We start from the raw sequence: 23,649 nt of genomic DNA on the forward strand, positions 1-23,649 counted from the left end.
AAACCAGTCTTTCACTCTGGCCGCATCGCCGCCGAGGCAAGACTTTCGGCCTCGAGCAGCAGTTCCTCGTCGGCCATACCTGCCGGCACGGACTCGCGCCCGATCATCACCATCAGCGGCACGGCGAGCGGCGTAACGCGGTCAAGCTCGACGTGAACCAGTTCGGCCGCTGCGCGGTCGAGCAGGGCGCCCAACCGGCCTACATCCGTCATCCGTGCGCGGGCATCGGCCCAGGCAGCTTCGAGCAGGAGGTGTTCGGGTTCGTGCTTGCGCAGCACATCGTAGATCAGGTCGGTCGAGAAAGTGACTTGCCGCCCGCTCTTGCGCGCGCCCGGCTGCTGGCGCTCGACGAGGCCGGAGATCACCGCAACCTCGCGGAAGGCGCGGCGCAGAAGGTACGAGTTCTGCACCCATTCGACGAACTCATCGGTGAGGATATCGGGCGAGAGGAGCCGCGCCGGGTCTTTTACAGGGCGCAGGCCCCAGACGCCGAGCGCATAGTCGTTGGCGACAAACCCCATTGGCGAAAGGCCCGCATCTTCCATGCGCCGGGTGATCAGCATGCCAAGCGATTGGTTCGCATTCCAGCCCTCGAAGGTATAGTAGACGGTATAGGCCCGCCCACCATGCGGGAAGCTTTCGACCAGCAGCTCACCCGGCGCAGGCAGGCGGCTCCGCCAGTCCTGCACTTCCAGCCATTCGCGCACATCGTCGGGGAAGCGCGCCCAGCCTGTGCGGTCGGCCAGCATGGCTTGCACGCGGGTGGAAAGATGGGTCGTTAGCGGCATGCGCGCGCCGTTGTAGCTGGGGATCTGCCCGGCGGACTTGGCCCCGCGCACGATCAGTTCAAGGTCGCGGACGCCCTCGACCTCAAGGTCCAGCCCGGCAAAACGGAAGGTATCGCCGGGCTTCAGACCCGCGCCGAAGGTTTCCTCGACCTTGCCGAGCGAGCGACCGTTGCGGAAGCGCACTTCGAGCATTTCGGAATCGACGATGATGCCCGCATTCAGGCGGTGCCGCGCTGCCTGCTGCGGATGGGTCAGCCGCCATGTGCCGTCCTTCAGGCGGACAATCCGCTGAAATCTGTCGTAGGCGCGCAGCGCGTAGCCGCCCGTGGCAACGAACTGAAGCACGCGCTGCCAGATCGCCTCGTCGACCCAAACATAGGCCATCGATGAGCGGACTTCGGCGAGCAGCTCCGCCTCGCCAAACGGCCCTGCACAGGCCGCCGCCATGACATGCTGGGCGAGCACATCGAGCCCGCCGGGCCGGAAATCCTCGCCGTCTCGCTGGCCTTCATTGACCGCATCGCGCGCGGCCATGGCCTCAAGGAACTCGAAGCGGTTGCCTGGCACGAGCATGGCGCGGCTGGGCTGATCGAGCCGGTGGTTCGCGCGGCCGATCCGTTGGAGCAGGCGCGAAGAGCCCTTGGGCGCGCCCATTTGTACCACCAAGTCGATATCGCCCCAGTCAACGCCGAGATCGAGGCTGGCGGTGCAAACGAGCGCGCGCAGCTCGCCGCGCGCCATCGCGCCTTCAACCTTGCGCCGCGCTTCCTTGGACAGCGAGCCGTGGTGGATGCCGATGGGGAGCTTGTCCTCGTTGGCATCCCACAGCAGCTGGAAGATGTATTCGGCGAGGAACCGCGTGTTGGTGAAGACCAGCGTGGTGCGGTTGTGGCGGATCGCCTCGTAGAGCTGCGGGAGGGCCCAGGCGGCCGCGTGCCCGCCCCACGGCACGCGCTGGCCATCGTCGGGCAGGAGGATATCGACTTCAGCCGGCGCTCCGGCCTCGCCTTCGACGAGCGTGGTGCTATCCAGATCGCCCCACGGCGCGAGCCACGCGCGGAAGCTTTCCGGATCGGCCAGCGTGGCGGAGAGCGCGGCGCGGCGCAGCCCCGGCGCCAGCGCCTGCAGCCGGGTGAGCGCGAGGGCGAGCAGGTCGCCGCGTTTGGAGGTCGCGAAGGCGTGGACCTCATCGATCACCACACGCTGCACTGTGCTGAACAGCTGCGCGCTTTCAGGATAGCTGAGCAAGAGCGAAAGCGATTCGGGCGTGGTCAGCAGCACATGCGGCGGCCGCGCGCGTTGGCGGGCCTTGCGATTGGATGGCGTATCGCCGCTGCGCGTCTCGACCGTGATCGGCAACCCCATTTCGGTGATCGGCGTCAGCAGGTTGCGCTGCACGTCGTGCGCGAGAGCCTTGAGCGGCGAGACGTAGAGCGTGTGCAGCCCCTCGGGCGGCGAGGCCGCGCCAAGGCGCGAAGGGGTGAAGGCGGCGAGGGTCGGCAGGAAGCCGGCAAGCGTCTTGCCCGCGCCCGTATCGGCGACCAGCAAGGCATGCTGCCCGGCATCGTCGGCGATGAGCATTTCTGCCTGATGCCGCCGCACGCGCCAGCCGCGCCCGGTGAACCAGGCTTCGATCTCGGGAGGGATGGCGCCGCCTGTCACCTGGCGGATACTAGCGCCTTATCCCTGAAGCAGCCAATTGCGCGTCGAGGGCAGCGAGCAACGCGGCGAGGCCCGCGTCGCTCTCGCTCTCCGCCCGCGCGGTGAGCATCGCCTCGGTGTTGGACGCCCGCAGCAGCCACCAGCCCCGAGGCGTCGTCACGCGCACGCCGTCGATGGAGATCATCTCCGCCCCTTGCGCCGCGAGCCGGGCGCGGACTTCGTCGATCACCGCGAACTTGCGCGTCTCGTCCACCGGGAACCGGAGCTCCGGCGTGTTGACCAGCGCGGGCATGGCATCGCGCAACTCGGTCACCGTGCGACCGAGGCGGATGGTCGCCGCGATCAGGCGCACCGCTGCGTAGATCGCATCGTCGAATCCGTAGTAATCATCCGCAAGGAACACGTGCCCGGTCATTTCGCCGCCGAGCAGTGCGCCAGTCTCCTTCATTTTGGACTTGATGTGGCTATGGCCCGTTTTCCACATCAACGGCTCGCCGCCGAGCGCGCGGACCCGGTCGAACAGCGCCCCGCTTGCCTTTATATCGGCGATAACTGTCGCGCCTGCCTGCCTTTTCAGCACATCTTCGGCAAACACCATGAGGAGCTGATCGCCCGCCAGTGCGCGGCCCCGGCTGTCCACAACCCCCAATCGATCCCCGTCGCCATCGAAGGCCAATCCGAAGTCGAGCCGTCCCCGCGCGACGGCGTGCGTGAGATCGGCAAGATTGGCCTCAACGGAAGGATCGGGATGATGGCCAGGAAACAATCCATCGACATGCGTGTGCAGCAGGACATGACGGCCGGGCAAGCGAGCGACGAGACGCTCGACAACCGGTCCGGCAGCGCCGTTGCCGGTGTCCCAGGCTATGGCCAGGCTCTCGGGGAAGAGGTGTTTCCCGGCGTCTGGCGCGATACCCTCCAGCCCGGCGAGCAACCGCTCGACATAGGCATCCATGATGTTGACGGACTCGGCCGTCCCGTCGCCCTGCGCCCAATCCCCTTGGGCGGCGAGGCGGCCGAGATCGAGTATATCTGGACCGAAGAACGGACCCCCGCGAAATACCACCTTGAAGCCATTCTGATCGGGGGGATTGTGGCTGCCAGTTATTTGAATGCCATCCTGCACCTCTGGAAGTGAGGCAGTTGCGTAGTAGAGCATCGGTGTCGGGCCGAGACCGATGCGGCGGACATCGACGCCGCTGGCACAGAGCCCTGCCACAAGCGCCTCTTCCAGCATCGGTGAACTGAGGCGGCCATCGTACCCGACAGCCACGGTCCGCCGACCATCCCGTAGCACGCGGGTGCCGAAGCTGCGGCCAAGGGCATGGGCGTCATCGGCGCCAAGCGTTTTGCCGATCGTGCCGCGCATGTCGTATTCGCGCAGGATGCTTGGGTGGAACTGGTGGCTCATGCCCGCCGGCCCCGCGCGGAACCAGCCTGACCTGAGCACATTTCGTTCACCCCGAACATGGCGACGTGGGCCGGCGCGATGGCCGAACCTTCAATCCCGTGCATCCGGGCCGCGCGCGGAAATGCGGGCGAGCAGCAGGTCACGCGCGGCATTGGCTTCGTGCACCCCATCGGTGGTGCCGCCGCGATCGGGGTGGACCTTCATCAGCAGGCGGCGGTGCGCATCGATGATCTCGTCGTAGCCGGCATCGGCGCGAAGGCCGAGCAGGTTGCGCGCGCGCTTCTCGGCCACTTCCTTCGCAGTGGGGCCCCACAGTTCCCACGGCCACCGCCCCGCCAGCATCTTCACAGCAAGGCAGGCGAGCGCCGCGAGGAGCAGGAACTTCACTGCACCACTTCCATCGCAAGCTGGCCGCGTTCGGGCAACTTGAGCGCAAGGCCGGCGACCAGCGTGCGCAGTTCCTGCCGCGCAACCAGGTGGCTGGTGCCAAGCTCGCCGAGATGGCCTTTGTCGAGCAGGGTAAGGCCGCTCGGGAAGAGTTCGCGGTAGATCACGCGTTCGGACAGACCACTGGCGATGCGGAAGCCGACGCGCTTGGAAAGCTCGATGAGGGCCTGATCGATGCGCTTCTGGTTGCGCGCCTCGGTATAGCCGGTGCGGTTGCGCACCACGACCCAATCCATTTCCTTTCTGGCCATTTCCTTGCGGGCTTCCTTGATCGTCGCCATCGCGCGCTTCTTGCGGGCTTCCCAGATCAGTTCGGCATAGAACGAGAGGCGGCGGACCTTGAAGGTCTCCGCGTCGACCTGCCCGATGAGGTCGAAATCGACAAAGCTGTCGTTGAGCGGGGTAACGAGGGTATCGGCCTGAGTCGCGACATGGCGGGCGAGCGGATCGTCGCGGCCGGGGGTGTCGAACACGAGGAAATCGTGGCTTTCGCCTAGCCGAGCAGCAAGCGCGTCAAGCTCTTCGGTGCTGGTGCCGTCATAGACTTCGAAAGTCGAGCTTGGCAGCGTGATGCCGCGGCGGCGCATGGTTTCGGCGCGGTTTTCGAAGTAGCGGTGCATCGTGCGCTGGCGGGAATCGAGATCGATCGCGGCGACTCGCGCGCCCTGATAGGCCAGCGCGATCGCAACATGGACCGCCGTGGTCGACTTGCCGGTGCCGCCCTTTTCGTTGGCGAAGACGATTCGGTAGGGGGCGGCGAGCAAGCGATCATCCTTTCTGTGAGGTGCGGCCCCCCTTGCCGCCGGGCAGGGCTCAGGGCTAGAGGGCCTTTCCCTTTTCGGGGACTGTTCGCCCCCTTCCGGGGGATTACTGGAGAGCCGTGGCGCGTGCAAATCCTGACTGCTCTGGAACCGCTGCGCACTGCGCTTTCCGCGCTGAAATCGGGGGACAATTCCGCCGAGGCCGGAGACCATCCCAAACTGGCACTCGTGCCCACGATGGGCGCACTGCACGAAGGCCACCTCACTCTGGTGCGCGAAGCGAAGCGGCTTGCCGAGCATGTCGTCGTCTCGATCTTCGTCAATCCGCGGCAGTTTGGGCCGAACGAGGATCTTGCGACCTATCCGCGCCAGCTCGAGGCCGATGCGGCGCTGCTCGAGGCGGAAGGTGTGGACGTGCTGTGGGCGCCGACGGTCGAGGTGATCTATCCGGCCGGCTATGCGACGACCGTGCAGGTCAGCGGGCTCGATGCAGTGCTCTGCGGCGCGGCGCGGCCGGGGCATTTTGACGGTGTGGCAACGGTTGTCAGCAAGCTGTTCAACCAGGTGCAGCCGGATGTCGCGCTGTTCGGCGAGAAGGACTGGCAACAGCTCGCGATCATTCGCCGCATGGCGCGCGATCTCGATCTGACACACCCGCATGCGGACAACATCCTTGGCGTGCAGACGGTGCGCGAGGCGGACGGGCTCGCGATGAGCAGCCGCAACAAGTACCTGACGGCGCAAGAGCGCGCAGCCGCACCGGCGATGAACCGCGCGATGCGCGAGACTGCGGCGAAGATCATGGCCGGAGAGCCGGTGGCGGACGCGCTTGCCGTGCTGAAGGCTGCCGTGCTGGCGGCGGGCTTTCGCAGCATCGATTATGCCGATCTGCGCGATGCCGTGACGCTGGAAGACGTGGCCAAGTGGGATGGCCACCCGGCGCGTCTGCTGGTGGCGGCACATCTCGGCAAGGCGCGTCTGATCGATAATGTGGCGGTGATGACCGGCCAGACCTGCTAGGCATGTCAGCATGACCAGCACACCCAGACTATCCGGTATCGTCGACGTCGACGGGCATCCCTACGAATGGGAGCTGCGCAGCGAGCCACAGTGGAGCGAGAATTACGGCTGGAAAGGCATGACCATCGGCCTGCTGCGCAAACACACGCAGCGCGAGGCCCTGCTCGAGTTTCCCACGCCGAAGCGCTTGATGAAAGGCCTGCAGCGCGGGAGGCTGCAGATCAGCGACGCGATCGTGACGCGGGGCATCCGGGCTGCGCTCGAAGCCGGGTGGGAGCCTGAGTCTCGCGGCAAGCCGATGGTGTTCGTGGTTGATGCGGACGGCAACTAGGGTGAGCGGCGCGCCAAAGGCATGGGATGGCGCGCAGGTCCGCAAGTGGCTGGCAAGCCGCCTCGAAGCTGCGCGGCTCGATCAGGTGGTCGCGGACAAGCAGGGCTATTCCGCGCAGGACGACTACGACAAGGCCGCAGCGGAAGAATGGGTCTGCGCGGCCTTGCGGATCGCGGCAAGCAAGGATGATCAGGCCGCACTCGCCGACCGCCTCAAGGACCTGCTCGGCCAGGAGGACTATCCGGTCTCGGGGATCTACGATGACCGGCGCTTCGAGCGGTATGTCCGGGCCAACCTCAGGAAGCTCGCCCGGATGACCAAGACGGGCGAGGGGTTCGAGAACACGCTCCGCTTTCAGTGAGCGCATTGCCTTGGCCGCAGGACGACGTATGGAAGCCGGGATGCAAAACCGGCAAGATCACTTCGCATACTGTGTCCAGCTGTTTGGCGGCACGACCGCGTTTGCGCGCCGCCTGAGAATCGACGAGCGCGCGATCAGGCGGTTCATCAATGGCGAGCGGCCGATCACCGACGGCCTGCTGGCGGACACCGCGAAGGCCTTGCGTGAGCTGAGCACGGAGGCGACCGCCGCCGCCGACCAGATTGCCGCTGGGCTCTAGCTTCCCGAAATCTCGGCCGCGCCGCCTTTCATCTGCGCATAGGCCAGCTCCCGCGCCTCGGGCGCCAGCGACAAGAGATACCGGCTGGCCTCCTTGTAGGTCAGGAAGGGTCGGCCATCGGCGCTGATCGGCACAGTCCGGCCGTTGAATATCCGGCGCAGAAAGCGCCGCTCCGCTCTGCCCAGCGCTTGGTCAGCTTCTTCGGTGATGGCACTATCCTGTTCGTCAAGCCGGTGGCGCTTCAGGGCTTTCCGGTTCCGCTCCGCGCGACTTCGTAGAGGAAATCGGCGAACAGGGTGGCCTGCTGGTCGAAGCCGAGCTCCTTGGGGTTGGTGCTGTCGATCAGGAACCACTCATCGGGGGCATGCGCACCGCCGCCCCGGCCTGCGCCGAACGATCCCGCCGGCAGGTGCAGCGGCGGGCCGGTGAAGATCACGCCCGGCCAGCTACCGGCGGACCGCGCCGACATGGTCTGCGGAATCCTCGCCGCTGCCAGCGTGGCCTGTTCGGCCTTGATCAGAGCGCTGTTCTCGTCGGTCTGGGTGGGACCATAGCCGCCGCTCACGTTGACTTCGATATCGCCGAAGCCGCGCTTGGCGAGATGGGCCTTGAGCTTGGCGACAGCCTCGTCCTTGGTCATGTCCGGCACCAGCCGCAGGTCGATCTTGGCCTCGGCTCGGCCGGGCAGGACCGTCTTGCCGCCCGGCCCCATGTAGCCGCTGACCAGCCCCTGGATGTTCACCGTGGGCTGCGAGGCGAGGCGGTAGGACGCGGTGAGATAATCCTCCCCCGCGTACCACTGCTTGATGCCGAGGCTCTTCTTCTCGTCAGCTTCGTTGCCGGCGGCGATATCGGCGGCGATCAGCTGCTTCTGGCGTTCGGTCAGCGGCTTCACGTTCTCGAACCAGCCGTCGATGGCAGGCGTGTGGCCGTCGTCGGCGACGAGCGTGTTCAGCGCCTTGATCAGGTGCCATGCGGGGCTATCGACATTGGCCATCAGGCTGGAGTGAATGTCCTTCGTGGGCCCCTTGCCCCACTTTTCGCCGCTGGAGATCAGCTGCAGTTCGACCGCGCCTTTCGCGCCGAGCAGCAAGGTCACCTGCCCGTCGACCGACTGGCCGGCATCGGGAATGATCACGCCCACCGCCTTGGACAGCGCAGGCAGCACTTCGGGATGGGTGACGACCTGCGAGAAGTGCGGCGAGGCGATTTCCTCCTCGCCCTCGGCCACCAGCACGAGGTTTACCGGCAGCTTCACGCCGGAAGCCTTGAACGCGCGCAGGGCAGTGAGGAACGCGGTTTCGGGCCCCTTCTGATTGACTGCGCCGCGCCCGACGATGACCTTGCCCTCGCCGGGGCGATCGACCAACCGGCCATCGAGCGGCGGAGAAGACCATTCCTTCGGGTCGAAATGCTTCACGTCGTACATGAAGTAGATCGCCAGCGTCGTCTTCGCGCCTGCGTCGAGCGTGGCGAAGACACCGGGGACGCCATCGGTGGGAATGACCTTTGCCATCTGGAACCCGGCATCGAGCGCGAGCTGGCGCATGTATTCGGCGCCTTCCTTGTGATTGAGGCCCATGTTGGCGATCGTCGGCAGCTTGATCCATGCGCGCAGACGCTCGACCGCAGCATCATGATCGGCGCGGATCGCTGCGGCGACTTTGGCCCGGTCGGCCTTGTCGGATGCCGCCGCGGGTTGGCTTGTTGCGGCGGCCAGCGCGGCCAATCCCGCGAACGCGAATTTGAGATGCTTTGCCATATCGCCCCATTCCCCAAAACGACTTCGGCGGCGAGTGTGAAACGAGAATTCTGCAATGTCCAGCAGGCCGAAACCCGGTTGCACGCGCCGCGGGAAAGGACCATGGCGGACCGATCCTGTCATGGCCATCTCGTTGATTTCGTTCCCCGAGTCGGGCCGACCCTGGAATCGAGGAGCGCGTGTGTGCTTGACGGTTTGATGGCCTGGGCCCGCCCGCGGATCATCCGCAGCCGCCAGCGCCTTCGCCAGAGCGAGGCCGCCTTCATCCTGCTTGCCGCCGGGGCCGGGGCCGGTGCGGGGCTGCTCACCCGTGTGCAGCAGAAGCTCGCCCATGGGCTGCAGGAAGTGCTCTATGGCGTGACCTTCAATCGCCTCAGCGCGCTGGGGCAGATCCACCATGCCTGGCGGCTGCTGGCGCTGCCGCTGGGCGGGCTGGCGCTGGTGCTGTTCACGCTCGCGCTGGGCAAACGTGTGCGCACGCCAGTCGATGTCGTGGAGGCCAACGCGCTCCACGGCGGACGCATCGCACCGGCGGACAATCTTGTGATTGCAGTGCAGACGATCCTCTCCAACGGCGCGGGCGCATCAGTGGGCCTGGAAGCGGCCTTCACGCAGATGGGCGGCGGGCTTGCCTCTATGCTCGGCCAGTGGCTCAAGCTGCGGCGCAACGATCTGCGCACGCTGGTCGGAGCGGGGGCGGGGGCAGGCATCGGTGCGGCCTTTGGCGCACCGCTGGCGGGCGCGTTCTATGCCTTCGAGATCGTGATCGGCAGCTATACGCCGGCGGCGATTGCGCCGGTCATCGCGGCGGCGCTGTCGGGGGTCTATACCGCCAAGGCGCTGGGCGGCGAGCCGTGGCTCATGGCGCTGAGCGATGACAAGGTGATCACGCTCAGCGACTATCTCCTCTACGCCGGGCTGGGCCTTGCCTGTGCGCTGCTCGGCATCGTGATCATGCGGCTGGTGACGCTGGCCGAATCGTATGTTCAGGGCTGGGCATGGCTCGGCCGGTGGAAGCCGGTCCTGGGCGGTATACTGCTGATCCCGCTGGCCTTGGCCTCGCCGCAGACCCTCTCGGCGGGCCATGGCGCGCTGCATCTCAATCTCGTGCTGCAGCCGGCGGTGCAGGTGCTGCTGATCATCATGGGCCTGAAGATTGCCGCCTCGATTGTCTCCTTGAGTTTCGGATTCCGGGGCGGCCTGTTCTTTGCCTCGCTGTTCATCGGCTCGCTGGCGGGGCAGATCTTCGCAGGCGCGGTCAATGCCGCTGGTGTCGGGCTTGCGGTGAGCCCCAACGATGCCGCCCTTGTCGGCATGGCCGCGCTCAGCGTGTCGATCGTGGGCGGGCCGATGACGCTGGCGCTGTTGATGCTGGATACGACGCATGATTTCGCGCTGATGGGGCTGGTGCTGACAGCGGCGCTGCTTTCGAGCGCGCTGACCCGTGAACTGTTCGGCTATTCCTTTTCCACCTGGCGGCTGCACGTGCGTGGCTCCGCCATCCGTGGCCCGCGCGATATCGGCTGGGCCGCGAGCCTCACCGCCGCGCGGATGATGCGGCGCGACTGGGTGCAGGTGCCCGAGAACTGCCCGGTCGATGTGTTTCGCGCGCGGGTTCCGCTTGGTTCGGCGAGCAAGGCGCTGCTGGTTGACGGCGAAGGGCGCTATCGCGGCATTGTTCCGACCGCCGCCGCCTATGCCCCGGACCTTGCGCCCGATACGCCGATCGCGGCGCTGGCCGGGATGGCCGACGTCTCGCTGCGCCCCGGCGACGATGCCTACACGATCATTGCCTTGTTCGACCGGCTGAGCGCGGATGAACTGGCCGTCGTCGACGAGAAGGGGGTCGTCGTGGGCGTGGTCACCGAACGCCATGCGCGGCGGCGCACTCTCGACGAACTGGAGAAATCGCAGCGGCAGCTCTTCGGGGAAGCATAGGGCTTCAGAACAGGCTGCCCTGTGGGGGCATCGGCGCTTCCTCCGCGATTTCGCGCATCAGCGCATCCTCCAGCGGCGCCTGCATGGCCGCAGCGCCCGCGCCGTCCGTGCTGAGCCAGCGGTCGAAATCCTCGCCCGGGCGCAGGAGGACGGGCATGGCCTTGGGGTGGATGCGGCCGACCGTTTCGTTGGGGGCGCAGGTGAGGAAGGCGAAGCGCGGGCCTTCCTCGGCAGGGCGCCAGAGGCCGGCAAAAGCGAAGAGCTGATCACCCCCCATTGAGTCGGCGCGCAGATCGAACCAGTGCTTCCGCTTGCGGCCGCTCACCGGATCGGGGACGGCGGACCATTCGGAGAAGGCGGTAACGGGGACGAGGCAGCGCCGCGCAGGATCGGCAATGGCACTGCGCCACATCGGGGAGGCGAGATTGCGCACGTTGGTGATCGGGCGCTTTACCTCGCCAAACGGGGGCCAGCCCCAGCGCATCACCGCGAGGCTCCTCCCGGTGCCTTGCGCGATGACCACGGGCGCTTCCTGATCCGGGTAGATCTCGGTGAGCGCCGGGAGGTTGCGCCCGGCGACATCGGCCCGGAATAGCTGCGCAATGGCTTGCGCGTTGCTGGTCATGCGATAGAGATTGCACATCAGAGAGAATGATAGCGGGAGAGTACGTAATGGCCACCCAGATCCGCCCGAACATCAATTGCAGCGATGCCGAATGGCATGCGCGGCAGGAACTGGCGGCCTGCTACCGCATCTTCGATCTGATGGGCTGGTCCGAATCGGTCTACAACCACATCTCGCTGCGCGTGCCGGATGAAGAGGGCGCCTTCCTCATCAATCCGTTCGGGCTGCTCTATTCCGAAGTCTGCGCGAGCAACCTCGTGAAGATCGACATCGACGGCAACAAGCTCGATGACAATCCGCATCCGGTGAACCTCGCCGGGTTTACCCAGCACGGCTATTTCCACCGCCACCTCGATTGGGCCCATGCCATCTGCCATGTCCACACCACGGCATCGATGGCGGTGTGCAGCCTCGAGGAAGGGCTGATGCCGATCAACTTCTACGCCTGCAATTTCATGGGGCGGCTCGCCTATCATGATTTCGAGGGCATCACCGTCCGCGCCGAAGAGGGCGAGCGACTGCTGGCGAACCTTGCCGACAAGAACATCCTCATGCTGCGCAACCACGGCCCGGTGGTGATGGCCAAGAACCTGCAGGGCATGTTCGTGCAGATGTGGGCGCTGCAGCGCGCTTGCGAGATCCAGATGGCGACACTTTCGATGGGCCGGCCGCCGGTGATGATCTCGCAGGACGTGATCAACGTCCACCAGCGCGATCTCAACATGGCGAACCCTCCGGGCGGTGGCCCCGGCGTGGGCGATTTCAACGCCTGGACGCGGCGGATCGACCAGATCGACCGCTCCTGGCGGGATTGAGCGGCACTCAGAGCCATTTCGCGAGACCCGCTCATGCTGAGCTTGTCGAAGCATCATGCACGACTGTTGTGCCAGCACCCTTCGACAAGCTCAGGGTGAGCGGTGTAGTGGGGGCGGGTTGAGCAAGCAGTAGCGAGCCCACTCCCATGGCTATCCTCACCGTCAACAACCAGCCGATCGAGATCAAGCTGGAGAGCGACACGCCGCTGCTCTGGGCGCTGCGTGATGCTGCCAATCTGACCGGCACGAAGTATGGCTGCGGCACCGGCGAATGCGGCGCGTGCATGGTCATTGTCGACGGTCAGGCCATGCCGAGCTGTACGCTTGTCCTCGGCGAGGCGGAGGGGCGCACAGTGACCACGATCGAAGGCCTCTCGCCCGATCGCAACCATCCGGTGCAGCAGGCCTTTGTCGCCGAACAGGCGATCCAATGCGGCTTTTGCACGCCCGGCCTCGTGATGGCGGCAGCCGCGCTGCTGGCGCACAATACCGATCCGACCGAGGCGGATATCAAGGCTGCGATCACCAATATCTGTCGCTGCGGCGTCTATCCTCGCCTTGTCCGCACGATCCAGCGCGCCGGGCGGATCGCACGGGGCGTGGAGCCCGGCGTGCCGCTGCCGGTGCCAGCCACCGCGACGACGCCGGGTTTGTAGGCGGGGATGACTTGTACCCCGTGAAGCAGTGCCACCACAAAATCCCTCGTCATTCCCGCGAAGGCGGGAATCCAGTGCCGTACACGTGGCGCTGGCCGCTCTGGATTCCCGCCTTCGCGGGAATGACGAGCAGAGGTGTGTGGGGGTTACGAGGCGAATGGCCCCCCTTGCCCGCTGGAGACAAGAGGACGCCAGCCGAGGTCGTCAGAACCCCATCCGCACCGAGAGCCGCGCGCTGCGGGGCTGGGCGGTGGAGATGTTGTTGTCGGTGTGCGCGGTCGGGAAATACTGCTCGTTCAGCAGGTTGTTGACGTTGAGCTGGACCGAGACCGACTTGGTGAGGTTGTAGAACACCGCCGTATCGACGCGGGTCCAGGCTGGCAGGGTCACCGTGTTGCTGATGGTGGTGTAGGCCGAGGACTGGTGCGTTACGCCGAGGCCGAGGCCGAGCTTGTCGGTCACGTCGTAGCGGGTCCACAGCGAAATCTGGCTTTCAGGCAGAAGCGCGAGCGCGCGGCCAGCGGGGGCGGCGGTCGTCGAAGAGCGCACCTTGCCGTCCTGCAGGGCATAGCCGAGGCTGACCTGCCACTGGGGCAAGATCTTGCCGGTGGCGGACAGCTCGATCCCGCGCGTGCGGGTCTTGCCCGAAAGCTGGGGCAGGCCGGTGACGGGATCGTTGAAGCGTGAGTTCTCGCGGTCAAGCCGGTAGGCGGCGGCGGTGAGCGCGAGGGCGGGGGTCACGTCCCACTTGGCGCCCACTTCGAGGTTGCGGAATTCCTCGGGCGCGAGTGTGGCCTGCACCGCATCGAGCGCGCTGAACTGGTCGCCGGACTGGGGCAGGAAGCTCTTGGTGTAGCTGCCGTAGAGCGAGACGTTGGCGCGGGGCTTCACGATCACGCCGGCACGGGGAGACCACTTGTGATCGGTGCGCCCGGCGCTGGTGCTGTTCAGCAGATTGTCCGCGCGGATCTTGAAGCTGTCATACCGTACGCCAGCGACGATCTGGAGGAAGGGCGCCAGCTCGATCTGATCCTGCACATAGGCTGAGACCGTGGTGACCTTGGCGTGGGTCGAGCGGCTGGGCGCGCCGAAAGTGATGGCGGGAATATCCAGCCGATCGGCGAGTGCGACCGTGGCCGAGGCCTTGTTGCCGGGGAAGATGCCTTCGGAACGGGCGGCGTCGGTGGCTTGGTCGCCGCCTTCGATCCCGGCGATCACAGTGTGGCCGATGGGGCCCGTCTTGCCCTGCCAGGTGAGGTTTGCCTGCCCGATCCAGCTCTCGCGCAGGACCGTGCTGTTATAGGCGCTGAGCGAAACCGTGTTGGTGGCGGGATTGACTGCGGCGCCAGCGAAGATGTTGGCGTAGTACTTGTCGGTGTGGCTGTACTGGCCAGCCACGGTGAGCGTCAGGCTGTCTGCCAGCTGCTGGGTGAGGCGCGCTTCGACGACATGGGCCTGCACCGCCGCGATGTTCGTGTCTTCGCGGCCGAAGAAGGTATCGCGGTAGCCTTCGAGCGGTTTGCCGGCGAGCGAGGGGACGCCGCGATCGGCGGTGCGGCGATCATCGTCGTAGTTGTAGGAAAGGTCGATCCGGGTATCGGCGGAGGGTGCGAAGGCCAGCGTGGGGTTCACGCCGACGAAGCGGCCGTGGAAATCCTGCCGGTGGTTGTCGAACTCCTCGTAAGTGCCGTTCAGCCGCGCGCCGATGGCCTGCGAAAGCGGGGTATTGAGATCGGCGGCGAGCGCGAAATCGCCGAAGGTGCCGACGGCGGCGCTGGCGCCAAGGCTCTGGCCTGAAAGCGAAGGCGCCTTGCGCACGCGGTTGATCACGCCGCCGCCGCCGCCGCGCCCGAAGAGCAGCGCATTGGCGCCGCGCAGCACCTCGACATGGTCGATGTTGTAGAGCGAACGGTAATACTGCGTGTCGTCGCGCAGGCCATTGAGGAAGAAGTCGGCGGTGGTGTTCTGGCCGCGCAGCACGATCTGGTCACGGTTGCCTTCGCCCTGCGCGAGAACGACGCCGGGGACGTAGCGGAGCGCATCGGTGAGCTGGGTGACGCCCTGATCGTCGAGCTGTTCGCGGCTCAGCACGGTGACGGACTGCGGCACATCCAGCAGCGGCGTGGGCGCCTTGACGCTGGCGGCGGTATCGCTGCGGTAGCTTTCGATATGGCCGGTGACCACGATGGGGCGGCGGTCTGCGCCATCGCCGGCATCGGCACCCGCATCACCCGCATCCGCTGCCATCCCCGCCGGTTCGGCCTGCACGGCGAACGGCAAGAGGGTGCTGGAGGTGAGGAGCAGGGCGACGAGCGCTTTCACAGGCAATTCCTTCTTGAGAGGCATTCTCAAGAGCTGCTCTATTGCGAGTCATTCGCACTTGCAAGGATGATATTGCGAATCCTTCGCGAATTATGCGCGCAGCAGGCGACAAAGGGCTGGCCACAAGGCAGGCCGTCTTTCAGCGATCCAGAAGGTGTGAAGTTTTGCCGCGCGTCAGAGCAGCGGGAAGGCGCGACCGGCGAGGATCAGGGCGAACGCCGAGCCGAGCACGATGGCCGAGCGCAGCACTTCCGCCAGAGAGGCGGCAGGTGCAGCAGCAGCGAGGGCGATAGCGCGGGCCATATCATGCGTATGCGCCCTGATTGCCTAACAAACCGTTAAAGCGTGCGCGATCAGGCCAGCCATTCCAGCAGCGAGGCGAGGCATTCGCGCGCCAGCAGCTTGCTGCGCTCGGGGCTCCAGCCCTGCGCCGGATCGGGCAGATCGTCGTTGTCCTTGAACGGCATCTCGAGCGTCATCGCGACGGCGCCGAAACGCTCGGCAATCTGGTTGGTGGCCATCGAGAGATTGGCCCTGCCGGGACGCGCCACCGGATAGCCGCGCTTGGTCTGGAAATCAGGCGTGCGGCGTTCGAGGATTGCGCGGTAGCGGCGATAGGCCTCACCCTGCGCTTCGGTCCAGCCGGGGATGCCTTCGAAGCCGGCGAAGAACACCGCCGGGATCGCCTCATCACCGTGTACGTCCATCGCGAAGTGGACGCCGGTCTCGTCCATGGCACCACGGATCGCGACGACTTCAGGTGAGCGGTCGGCGCTGGGTTCGTGCCATTCGCGGTTGAGATTCACGCCTGCAGCGTTGGTGCGCAAGTGGCCGCGCCGCGATCCATCGGGATTGCAATTGGGCACGACGTGGAAGCGGCAGAGCTGGCGCAGCTTGCGCGCGTGCGGATCGGCCGGATCGGTGAGCATCTCGAGCGCGCCTTCCATCCACCATTCGGCCATCGATTCGCCGGGGTGCTGGCGCGCGATCAGCCAGATCTGCTTGTCGCTTTCGCCGCCAGTCCCTCCAAGCGAGAGGCAATCGATCGGCTGGCCATCGAGGCTGGTGCCGAGCACGCGGTGGGTCACGCCATCACAAGCAGCCACCTCGGCGACGAGATCGTGGTGCCGCTCCATCGAATAGGGCGCGAAATAGGCGAAGGAGCAGGTCGCCGCCTCGGGCGTGTAGCGGATCGTCATGGTGCCGCCATCGAGGGCCGCGTCATAGCGGGTGTCGGCGCGGTACCAGGTGTCACGGTCTTCCGAAACGCAGGCGCTGTAGCCGACCCAGCCATCGGGATAGGCGGCGGAGGCGAGGCCGGTGATCTTCAGTTCGAGCGCGCGCCCCGCACAGCCGCTGACGCGGAAATGGAACCACTGGAAGAATTCGGAACTGGCATCGCGCCGGATGGCGAGCCGGGCGCTGGCGCCGTCTATGCCGAGAACTTCGATGTTGCCGCTGTCAAAGCCTGCGTCGATGCTGATCTGTTGGGAAGTCATTTGACCGTGATAGTCGCCCCCGACGTTCCGGGAAAGCCCGAGAAAAGGGCATGGGCGAGACGCGGTGCGGCGAGATCGACGGCGGCCTCCTTGGCCTTCTCGCGCTCGACATTTTCCGCGCGGCCTTCCCACAGCGAAAGCCCGGTGGTGCGGCTGCGGATGGTGACGACGAGCCGGGTGTAGACCCGCGCCTTGGGCCCCCCGCCGAGATTGAAGCCGAGGCCGAGCCCGACGCCGCTGTTCCAGCCGCCGGTCGAGCCGCCGACGCCGACCGAGACCGGGCCGCGCTGGCGTTCGGTGCGCTGCACTTCACGTTCGACACGCACTTCCGCGACCGCATCGGCGGCGCCCGGGGTGGCGGTGCCGAAGCGCAGCGCGGCAAGTTCGGCTTCCACGGCCTGGAGCCAGACGCGGGTTTCAAGGCTGCTCGCGTCCATGCCGGGCGCCGCAATGACAGACACTGCGCCCCGGCCCAGCGTGGTCACGCTTTCGGGGGTGTGGAAGCGCGTGACTTCGACAGGGGCGGCGAGCGCGGGAGTCGCAAGGAGCGCTAGCGCAGCGAGAAGGATGCGGGCCTTCACGGCGTCACCGCCGCGAGGGGCTGGACGACCTGACCTTCGGGGAACTTCTTGAGCAGCGCGGTGGCGAGGCGAGCGGCCATCTGGCTGTTGTTGATGCCGCCGTCTTCTTCCCGCGCTTCGCCTTCGGCGTGGCCCTCCCACAGGACGCGGCCAGAGGCCTTGTCGCGGATGCGCAGATCGAGCCGGGTAGCGACGATCGCCTTGGCCGGCTTGGTAAGATCGACCGCGAGCGCAAGGCCGAAGCCGCTGCCGCGATTGCTGACGGTGGTGCTCATTGCGCCGCTGACTTTCTTGTGCGGTGCCTCCTCCGGCACGGCCACGCTGTGGCTGACACCGATTTCAGCGATCTGGCCGGGATCGATGGCCGTGGCCGTATCATAGCCGCGTCGGGCGAGCTCGTCGATGACCGCAGCTTCGTAGACCGGGAGCTTGCCATCCTCGTTATCACCGGCGTCGGTGGCCATGCGGCTGACAACGATGCGGCCCTTGCCGAGCAGCGCTTCGGCATCGGCGCTGCGGTAGGCCGTCACGTCGATCTTCTTCGAAGGCTGCGCGCTCTGGCGGGCGGAAGGATAGCGTGGATCGGGGTCCTGCCAGCCGCCGCCACCGCCCCAGCGCCCTTCGCCGGGCATGCCCTGCGCGAGCGCAGGGGCCGCGCTGCAGACGAAGAGCGCGGCGAGGAGGGGCGTGGTGAACTTCATGCAAAGCCTTTCGGGACGGACGAGCGGCGAAACTAGGTCCTGAGGGCTGTCAACCACATGAACGGTTCCTTTGTCGATTCCAACGCAAACGGAGCCTGCTAGTGCATTGCAGCATTAACTTAGGGAGTGATTCGCATGGGCAAGGTCCCCGTTCTCGTCACCGGCGGCGCCGGTTATATCGGCAGCCACGCGGTGCTGGCGCTGAAGGATGCGGGCTGGCCGGTCGCGGTGATCGACAATCTGACCACGGGCTTCCGCTTTGCGATCCCCGATGGTGTGCCGCTTTATGAAGGCGATATCGAGGACGGCGCACTGCTTGCGCGGATCTTTGCCGAGCAGAAGATCGGCGCGGTGATGCATTTCGCCGGATCGATCATCGTACCCGAATCAGTCGAGAATCCGCTCAAGTACTATCACAACAACACGGCCAAGAGCCGGGCGCTGATCGCAGCAGCGGTGGGCGCGGGGGTCTCGCACTTCATCTTCTCCTCGACTGCGGCGACCTACGGCATTCCCGAGGTTTCGCCGGTGACAGAGGACAGCCCCAAGGCGCCGATCAATCCCTACGGCATGTCGAAGCTGATGACCGAGACGATGCTGGCGGATACCGCGCGGGCGCATCCGCTGAACTATTGCGCGCTGCGCTACTTCAATGTGGCGGGGGCGGACCCGGAAGCGCGCACCGGGCAATCGACCGCAGGGGCGACCCACCTGATCAAGGTGGCGGTGGAAGCCGCGCTCGGCAAGCGCAGCCATGTCGGCGTGTTCGGCACCGATTTCGACACGCCCGACGGCACGGGCGTGCGCGACTATATCCATGTCTCCGATCTGGCCGCCGCGCATGTGCTGGCGCTGGAGGCGCTGATCGCAGAGCCCCGGCGTTCGCTGACGATGAACTGCGGCTATGGGCAGGGTTTTTCGGTGCTCGAAGTGCTCGATGCGGTGGACCGGGTGACCAACAACAAGATCGAGCGCAAGCTGGAAGGCCGCCGCGCGGGCGATCCCGATTCGCTGATTTCGGACAACCGGCGGATCAAGGCGACGCTGCCGTGGGTGCCCCGCTATGCCGATCTCGATGTGATTGTAAGCCATGCGCTGGCGTGGGAACGGAAACTGACCGAGATCCGCGCGGAAGGTTGACTTTCCTTTTTCTCCCGCATAACCGCCGCGTTCCAATTTCGGCCCGGTCGGCTCGGGCATAAGGATTCGCCATGAAGATTCGCAACAGCCTGAAGTCGCTCAAGGATCGTCACCGGGACAACCGCGTGATCCGTCGCCGCGGCCGCACCTACGTCATCAACAAGACCCAGAAGCGTTTCAAGGCGCGTCAGGGCTGATTCGCGCGCCCTCGCTGCGGCGAGGGTTCTGCGTGATCGCACGGTCTCGAACCGGCAGAGGGCCTCCGCATTCGCGGGGGCGCTTTTGTTTGTGCGGAAGGAAATGCGTCTCGTGAGCGCTGACGTCGATGCTGTTGTCTGGGATATCGGCCATGTGCTGGTGCAGTGGTCGATCCGCTATCTCTACGAGAAGCTGATCGATGATCCGGCTGAACTCGATTGGTTCCTCGAGCATGTCGTCACCGTGCCGTGGCATTTCCGGCACGATGCGGGCGAGCCGCTGGCGGACCTGATCGCGGAGAAGGTCGCGGCGTACCCCGAGCACCGCGCGCTGATCGAGGCTTATGCCCCGCGCTGGCTCGATACGATCCCGGGGCCGATCGACGGTACGCCTGCGCTGGTCGAGGCGCTGGCGGCGAAGGGCGTGCCGCAGTTTTCGATCACCAATTTCGGCGCGGATACCTGGGCAATGTTCCGCCCCACGTTCCCGCTGCTCGATCACATGGGCGATGTGGTGGTGAGCGGCGTCGAACGCCTGATGAAGCCCGATCCGGCGATCTTCGATCTGGCAGCGCGGCGCTTTGGCCATGCGCCCGAGCGGATGCTGTTCATCGATGACAATGCGGCGAACATCGCCAGTGCTGCGGCGCTGGGCTGGAGGGTGCATCACTTCACGCGCGGGGCCGAGGCGTTGGATGCGGACCTGCGCGGGCTGGGCTTGATTTAAGCCTGGATCGCAAGGCGCTCTTTGTTGCTCTGGATTCCCGCATTCGCGGGAATGACGAAGGGAAAAAGGGCTTTGTCCTCTTTCCGCCATTTCAGCCATCCAACTCTCGTCATTCCCGCGAAGGCGGGAATCCAGGGCGGCAGGGCACAGACGCTCTGGATGGCTTGGCCGTCAGGCTATTTGAGGGTGACGAGGCAATTTGCCTACATCTCTCGTCTCAGCGCAGCCCGATGAGAGAGATCTGCCGGCCGTAGCCCGCCTCGCCGGCATGGGTAGAGCGGCGGAACGAGTAGAACCGCTGGGCCTGTGAATAGGTGTCCTCACCCAGCATGCCGACAGTGCCGACGCCGAAGGCCGCCAGGCGCGCGGCGACATAGCCTTCGAGATCGAACCAGCTGTGCTCTGCTCGGCCGGCCTTGAAGAATCGGGCGTTGGCTTCGTCTTCGGCGGTGAAGCGCGCTTCGAAGGCGGCGTCCACCTCGTAGCTTTTCTGGGCGATGCAGGGGCCGACCACGGCGGCGATGCGCGCACGGTCTGCGCCGAGGGCTTCCATCGCCTCTACCGTGCGGTCGGTCACCCCGCCGATGGCACCCTTCCACCCGGCATGGGCGGCGCCGATAACCCTCGCTTGCGGATCGTGGAACAGCACCGGCGCGCAATCGGCGGTGAGCACGCCGAGCAGCAGGCCAGTTTCGGCGGTGACCAGCGCATCGGCCTTGGGGCGGTCTGCATCGTCCCACGGTGCGGTGACCGTGACCACATCGGGCGAATGGATCTGATAGCAAGTGAGAAGCCGCGCGCCCGGCAGCACCGCATCGCCCGCGCGGCGGCGGTTTTCGGCGGTATGGGCGGGATCGTCCTCGCTGTAGCTGACATTGAGACCGGCGTGGATGCCCTCGCTCACTCCTCCGCGCCGGCCCAGGAAGCCATGCGCGGCCCCGGCGAGCGCCGGGTGCGTCAACGACTCCACAGCTTCGCTCATCCTTCGAGGCTCTTGCTCACCTGTTCGCGCACATCGCGCGAAAGGCCGGGGGCGGCGGCGATGCGTTCCAATTCGGCGCGCATCAAGGCGGCGCGTGCCGGTTCGATGCGGCGCCAGCGGCCAAGCGGAGGGACGAAGCGCGCGGCGACATTGCCGTTGATCGGATCGAGCTTGAGGATCAGGTCCGCGATCATCCGGTAGCCCGCGCCGCTGGCGGCGTGGAACGCCTGCGGATTGGCGGCGAAGGCAATGTAGAGTGCGCGGACGCGGTTGGGGTTGGTCAGCGTGAAGTCTGGATGCTCGGCCAGCGCGGTGACATGCGCGAGCGTATCGGGATGGAGCGCGCCGGCCTGGATCGAGAACCACTTGTCGATCACCAGCGCATTGCCGGCAAAGCGCGCGTGGAAATCGGCGAGTGCGGCCTGGCGGGCGGCGTTGCATTCGGCGGCACTGATCCCGGCGAGGACCATCAATGCGCCCTGCCGGTCGGTCATGTTGTCCGCAGCGTCGTATTGCGCCTTGGCGCGGAGCGCGGCTTCGACCGGATCACTCGCGGCAAGGTAGACGATGGCCTGCGTCTTCAATTTGCGCGCGCCGCGTGCGGCCGCTTCGAGGCTATAGGGCACCGCGGTGCAGCGATCATGGAGCGCGTGCCACTGCGCGGCAAGCTCGCTGCCGAGCCAGCGCTTCAAGGCCTCGCGCTCGGCGTGGATGCGCGAAGGGTCGGCCTGTTCAAGCTGTTCGGCGATATAGCCTTCGCCGGGGAGGATCAGGAGCTCACCGCGCATCAGGTCGTCGAGCGAGGTATCGGCCAGCACGGCGGCATAGACATCGCGGATCGCGGCAAGGCCTTCGGCGCGCGTGGCCTCGGTCAATTCACCCGAGACAGCCGCGACGAGGTGGCGGACCATCAGTTGCTGCATCGCCTCATACCGGGCGAAGGGATCATCGTCGTGCGCCGCAAGGAACACGAGATCGCCGGTCGGCATCGGCATGTCGATGGCGACTGGGGCGGAGAAGCCGCGGTTGATCGAGAGGACCGGTGGCTGCGCGAAGCCGGGGAAGGTGAAGGTCTGCTCGGCCTCGGTGAGGATGAGCAGCTGCTCGCCGCCGTGCTGGCCAGAAGCGCGATCAAACAGTGCGGTGCGCAGCGGGATCACCATCGGCTGCTTGTCCGGCTGGCCGGGGGTTGCGGGCACGGTCTGGCTGAGGGTGAGCGTGGCGGTATCGCCCGCGTGGGTCAGCGTGGCGGTGATGCGCGGGGTGCCCGCCTGTTCGTACCAGCGGCGGAACTGCTTGAGGTCGAGCCCCGCACCGTCCTCGATCGCGCGGACGAAATCCTCGCAGGTTGCCGCTTCGCCGTCATGCCGGTCGAAGTAGAGATCGGTGCCGGCGCGGAAGCGTTCGGCGCCGGCCATCACCGTCATCATGCGGATGACTTCGGCACCCTTGTTGTAGACCGTCGCGGTGTAGAAGTTGCTGATTTCCTGATAGGCATCGGGGCGGATCGGGTGCGCCAGCGGGCCGGAGTCCTCGGGGAACTGAGCGGCGCGCAGCACGCGCACATCCTCGATCCGCTTGACCGGGGCCGAACCCATGTCGGCGCTGAACTGCTGGTCGCGCAGCACGGTGAAGCCTTCCTTGAGGCTCAGCTGAAACCAGTCGCGGCAGGTGACGCGGTTGCCCGACCAGTTGTGGAAATACTCGTGCGCGACGACGCCTTCGATCGCGTCATAGTCGCCGTCGGTCGCGGTTTCGGGATCGGCGAGGATGTAGCGCGTGTTGAAGACGTTGAGGCCCTTGTTCTCCATCGCGCCCGCGTTGAAATCGGCGACGGCGACGATGTTGAACAAGTCGAGATCGTACTCGCGGCCATAGACGTCCTCGTCCCAGCGCATCGAATCGATCAGCGCCTTCATCGCGTGGCCGGTGCGCGTCTCGTCTCCGGCGCGGACGTAGATGGCGAGATCGACCTTGCGGCCCGAGCGGGTGGTGAACGTATCGCGCGAGGCGACGAGATCGCCTGCGACGAGCGCGAAGAGGTAGGACGGCTTGGGCCAGGGATCGTGCCATTCGGCCCAATGCGTGCCGTCGGCGTTTTCGCCGCTGGCGACGGGGTTGCCGTTGGAGAGCAGCACGGGGAAGGCCGCCTTGTCGCCCGCCATGCGCACGGTGTAGCGGCTGAGCACGTCGGGCCGGTCGGGGAAGAAAGTGATGCGGCGGAAGCCTTCAGCCTCGCACTGGGTGCAAAGCATGCCGTTCGACGCATAGAGGCCGGAGAGCTGTGTGTTGGCAGCGGGATCGATCTCGGTCTCGATGGTGACCGTGTGGCGGTCGCCGGGGAGGTCGATCACGAGGTTGCCGCCGTCCATGCGCCAATCGTTGTGCGCGGCGCCGTCAACCAGCACGCTCTTGGCGGCAATGCCATCCCCATCGAGGCGCAGGGGGGCGTGCGCCGCGCCGCCCCGTTCAACCACCAGATCAGCGCGCACCTTCGTGGCGGTGAGCGAGAGCGCGAAATCCAGCGCGATTTCCGGGACCAGCCATTCCGGCGGACGGTAGTTGGTGCGTTGAATGACGGGGGCGGGGACGGCGGGGGTGCTGGAAAGATCGTTCATGGCCCCAATGTAGGGAGCCTGCGCGCACGGGGAAGCGCAAAAATGG

At 66.1% G+C, this 23,649-nt stretch carries 24 protein-coding genes; 10 read left to right on the forward strand and 14 right to left on the reverse strand.

Translation table 11 applies throughout. The features are described from left to right. Positions 1 to 11: 11 nt before the first annotated feature. The 4 genes from ACO06X_RS12415 to ACO06X_RS12430 form a co-directional block, all read right to left on the reverse strand. Positions 12 to 2,450: a ligase-associated DNA damage response DEXH box helicase gene (locus ACO06X_RS12415; RefSeq protein WP_421836571.1), complete on the reverse strand. Its 2,439-nt coding sequence runs from the start codon at positions 2,448 to 2,450 to the stop codon at positions 12 to 14. Between the two features lie 10 nt (positions 2,451 to 2,460). After that, a complete protein-coding gene (gene pgmG, locus ACO06X_RS12420) occupies positions 2,461 to 3,861 on the reverse strand; it encodes a phosphoglucomutase/phosphomannomutase PgmG (RefSeq protein ID WP_421836572.1) in 1,401 nt (466 codons plus the stop codon). Positions 3,862 to 3,951: 90 nt separating this feature from the next. Then, on the reverse strand, positions 3,952 to 4,248 hold the full coding sequence (locus ACO06X_RS12425; protein WP_421836573.1) for a molecular chaperone DnaJ: 297 nt from the start codon (positions 4,246 to 4,248) through the stop codon (positions 3,952 to 3,954). Next, complete coding sequence (locus ACO06X_RS12430) at positions 4,245 to 5,072, reverse strand: division plane positioning ATPase MipZ (RefSeq protein ID WP_421836574.1); 828 nt, start codon at positions 5,070 to 5,072, stop codon at positions 4,245 to 4,247. The genes ACO06X_RS12425 and ACO06X_RS12430 overlap by 4 nt, the downstream gene beginning before the upstream one ends. Before the next feature lie 123 nt (positions 5,073 to 5,195). Here ACO06X_RS12430 and panC point away from each other — a divergent pair, with 123 nt between their 5' ends. Genes panC through ACO06X_RS12450 form a run of 4 tightly spaced genes read left to right on the forward strand, consistent with a single transcriptional unit; the run spans position 5,196 to position 7,040 of the window. Further along, positions 5,196 to 6,089: a pantoate--beta-alanine ligase gene (panC, locus tag ACO06X_RS12435; protein ID WP_421836575.1), complete on the forward strand. Its 894-nt coding sequence runs from the start codon at positions 5,196 to 5,198 to the stop codon at positions 6,087 to 6,089. A gap of 10 nt (positions 6,090 to 6,099) precedes the next feature. Beyond that, complete coding sequence (locus tag ACO06X_RS12440) at positions 6,100 to 6,420, forward strand: hypothetical protein (RefSeq protein WP_421836576.1); 321 nt, start codon at positions 6,100 to 6,102, stop codon at positions 6,418 to 6,420. Continuing rightward, a complete protein-coding gene (locus ACO06X_RS12445) occupies positions 6,404 to 6,781 on the forward strand; it encodes a hypothetical protein (protein WP_421836577.1) in 378 nt (125 codons plus the stop codon). Before ACO06X_RS12440 ends, ACO06X_RS12445 begins: the two co-directional genes overlap by 17 nt. A gap of 40 nt (positions 6,782 to 6,821) precedes the next feature. Further along, positions 6,822 to 7,040 (forward strand): hypothetical protein, encoded by a 219-nt coding sequence (locus ACO06X_RS12450; protein ID WP_421836578.1) that lies wholly within the window; start codon positions 6,822 to 6,824, stop codon positions 7,038 to 7,040. Here ACO06X_RS12450 and ACO06X_RS12455 read toward each other — a convergent pair. Together ACO06X_RS12455 and ACO06X_RS12460 are read right to left on the reverse strand one after the other, a co-directional pair. Further along, positions 7,037 to 7,174, reverse strand: coding sequence for a hypothetical protein (locus tag ACO06X_RS12455; protein WP_421836579.1), 138 nt, complete (start codon positions 7,172 to 7,174; stop codon positions 7,037 to 7,039). The two genes, ACO06X_RS12450 and ACO06X_RS12455, sit on opposite strands and share 4 nt — an antisense overlap. A gap of 107 nt (positions 7,175 to 7,281) precedes the next feature. Continuing rightward, positions 7,282 to 8,802, reverse strand: coding sequence for a M20/M25/M40 family metallo-hydrolase (locus ACO06X_RS12460; RefSeq protein WP_421836580.1), 1,521 nt, complete (start codon positions 8,800 to 8,802; stop codon positions 7,282 to 7,284). Between the two features lie 198 nt (positions 8,803 to 9,000). Here ACO06X_RS12460 and ACO06X_RS12465 point away from each other — a divergent pair, with 198 nt between their 5' ends. After that, positions 9,001 to 10,740: a chloride channel protein gene (locus ACO06X_RS12465; RefSeq protein WP_421839902.1), complete on the forward strand. Its 1,740-nt coding sequence runs from the start codon at positions 9,001 to 9,003 to the stop codon at positions 10,738 to 10,740. Between the two features lie 4 nt (positions 10,741 to 10,744). Here ACO06X_RS12465 and ACO06X_RS12470 read toward each other — a convergent pair whose 3' ends face one another. Continuing rightward, positions 10,745 to 11,383, reverse strand: coding sequence for an SOS response-associated peptidase (locus ACO06X_RS12470; RefSeq protein ID WP_421836581.1), 639 nt, complete (start codon positions 11,381 to 11,383; stop codon positions 10,745 to 10,747). A gap of 29 nt (positions 11,384 to 11,412) precedes the next feature. Here ACO06X_RS12470 and ACO06X_RS12475 point away from each other — a divergent pair, with 29 nt between their 5' ends. Both ACO06X_RS12475 and ACO06X_RS12480 read left to right on the forward strand, forming a co-directional pair. Beyond that, positions 11,413 to 12,180, forward strand: coding sequence for a class II aldolase/adducin family protein (locus ACO06X_RS12475; RefSeq protein ID WP_421836582.1), 768 nt, complete (start codon positions 11,413 to 11,415; stop codon positions 12,178 to 12,180). 146 nt (positions 12,181 to 12,326) lie between these two features. Further along, entirely contained in the window at positions 12,327 to 12,836 is a 510-nt protein-coding gene (locus ACO06X_RS12480) for a (2Fe-2S)-binding protein (RefSeq protein ID WP_421836583.1), read from the forward strand. Positions 12,837 to 13,040: 204 nt separating this feature from the next. Here the strand turns inward: ACO06X_RS12480 and ACO06X_RS12485 are convergent, their stop codons facing one another. The 5 genes from ACO06X_RS12485 to ACO06X_RS12505 form a co-directional block, all read right to left on the reverse strand. Then, a complete protein-coding gene (locus tag ACO06X_RS12485) occupies positions 13,041 to 15,158 on the reverse strand; it encodes a TonB-dependent receptor (protein WP_421836584.1) in 2,118 nt (705 codons plus the stop codon). A gap of 174 nt (positions 15,159 to 15,332) precedes the next feature. Further along, entirely contained in the window at positions 15,333 to 15,461 is a 129-nt protein-coding gene (locus ACO06X_RS12490; RefSeq protein WP_421836585.1) for a hypothetical protein, read from the reverse strand. 50 nt (positions 15,462 to 15,511) lie between these two features. Further along, a complete protein-coding gene (locus tag ACO06X_RS12495) occupies positions 15,512 to 16,657 on the reverse strand; it encodes a M14 family metallopeptidase (RefSeq protein ID WP_421836586.1) in 1,146 nt (381 codons plus the stop codon). Next, positions 16,654 to 17,238, reverse strand: a complete 585-nt coding sequence (locus tag ACO06X_RS12500) for a DUF4136 domain-containing protein (protein WP_421836587.1) — start codon at positions 17,236 to 17,238, stop codon at positions 16,654 to 16,656. Before ACO06X_RS12500 ends, ACO06X_RS12495 begins: the two co-directional genes overlap by 4 nt. Then, positions 17,235 to 17,996 (reverse strand): DUF4136 domain-containing protein, encoded by a 762-nt coding sequence (locus ACO06X_RS12505; protein WP_421836588.1) that lies wholly within the window; start codon positions 17,994 to 17,996, stop codon positions 17,235 to 17,237. Before ACO06X_RS12505 ends, ACO06X_RS12500 begins: the two co-directional genes overlap by 4 nt. 78 nt (positions 17,997 to 18,074) lie before the next feature. On the opposite strand from ACO06X_RS12505, the gene galE reads away from it, so the two are divergent. The 3 genes from galE to ACO06X_RS12520 all read left to right on the forward strand — a co-directional run bounded on the left by galE (position 18,075) and on the right by ACO06X_RS12520 (position 20,003). After that, complete coding sequence (gene galE, locus ACO06X_RS12510; RefSeq protein ID WP_421836589.1) at positions 18,075 to 19,079, forward strand: UDP-glucose 4-epimerase GalE; 1,005 nt, start codon at positions 18,075 to 18,077, stop codon at positions 19,077 to 19,079. Between the two features lie 71 nt (positions 19,080 to 19,150). Beyond that, positions 19,151 to 19,276 (forward strand): type B 50S ribosomal protein L36, encoded by a 126-nt coding sequence (gene ykgO / locus ACO06X_RS12515; RefSeq protein WP_054122357.1) that lies wholly within the window; start codon positions 19,151 to 19,153, stop codon positions 19,274 to 19,276. A gap of 103 nt (positions 19,277 to 19,379) precedes the next feature. Continuing rightward, positions 19,380 to 20,003: an HAD-IA family hydrolase gene (locus ACO06X_RS12520; RefSeq protein ID WP_421836590.1), complete on the forward strand. Its 624-nt coding sequence runs from the start codon at positions 19,380 to 19,382 to the stop codon at positions 20,001 to 20,003. A gap of 217 nt (positions 20,004 to 20,220) precedes the next feature. Here the strand turns inward: ACO06X_RS12520 and pgeF are convergent, their stop codons facing one another. Together pgeF and pepN are read right to left on the reverse strand one after the other, a co-directional pair. After that, the gene (gene pgeF / locus ACO06X_RS12525) at positions 20,221 to 20,985 is read right to left on the reverse strand and encodes a peptidoglycan editing factor PgeF (protein ID WP_421836591.1); all 765 of its coding nucleotides are present in this window, start codon (positions 20,983 to 20,985) and stop codon (positions 20,221 to 20,223) included. Beyond that, on the reverse strand, positions 20,982 to 23,603 hold the full coding sequence (gene pepN, locus ACO06X_RS12530; protein WP_421836592.1) for an aminopeptidase N: 2,622 nt from the start codon (positions 23,601 to 23,603) through the stop codon (positions 20,982 to 20,984). Before pepN ends, pgeF begins: the two co-directional genes overlap by 4 nt. Positions 23,604 to 23,649 lie beyond the last annotated feature (46 nt).

It is taken from the genome of Novosphingobium sp. (assembly GCF_965229225.1).
GTDB lineage: Bacteria > Pseudomonadota > Alphaproteobacteria > Sphingomonadales > Sphingomonadaceae > Novosphingobium.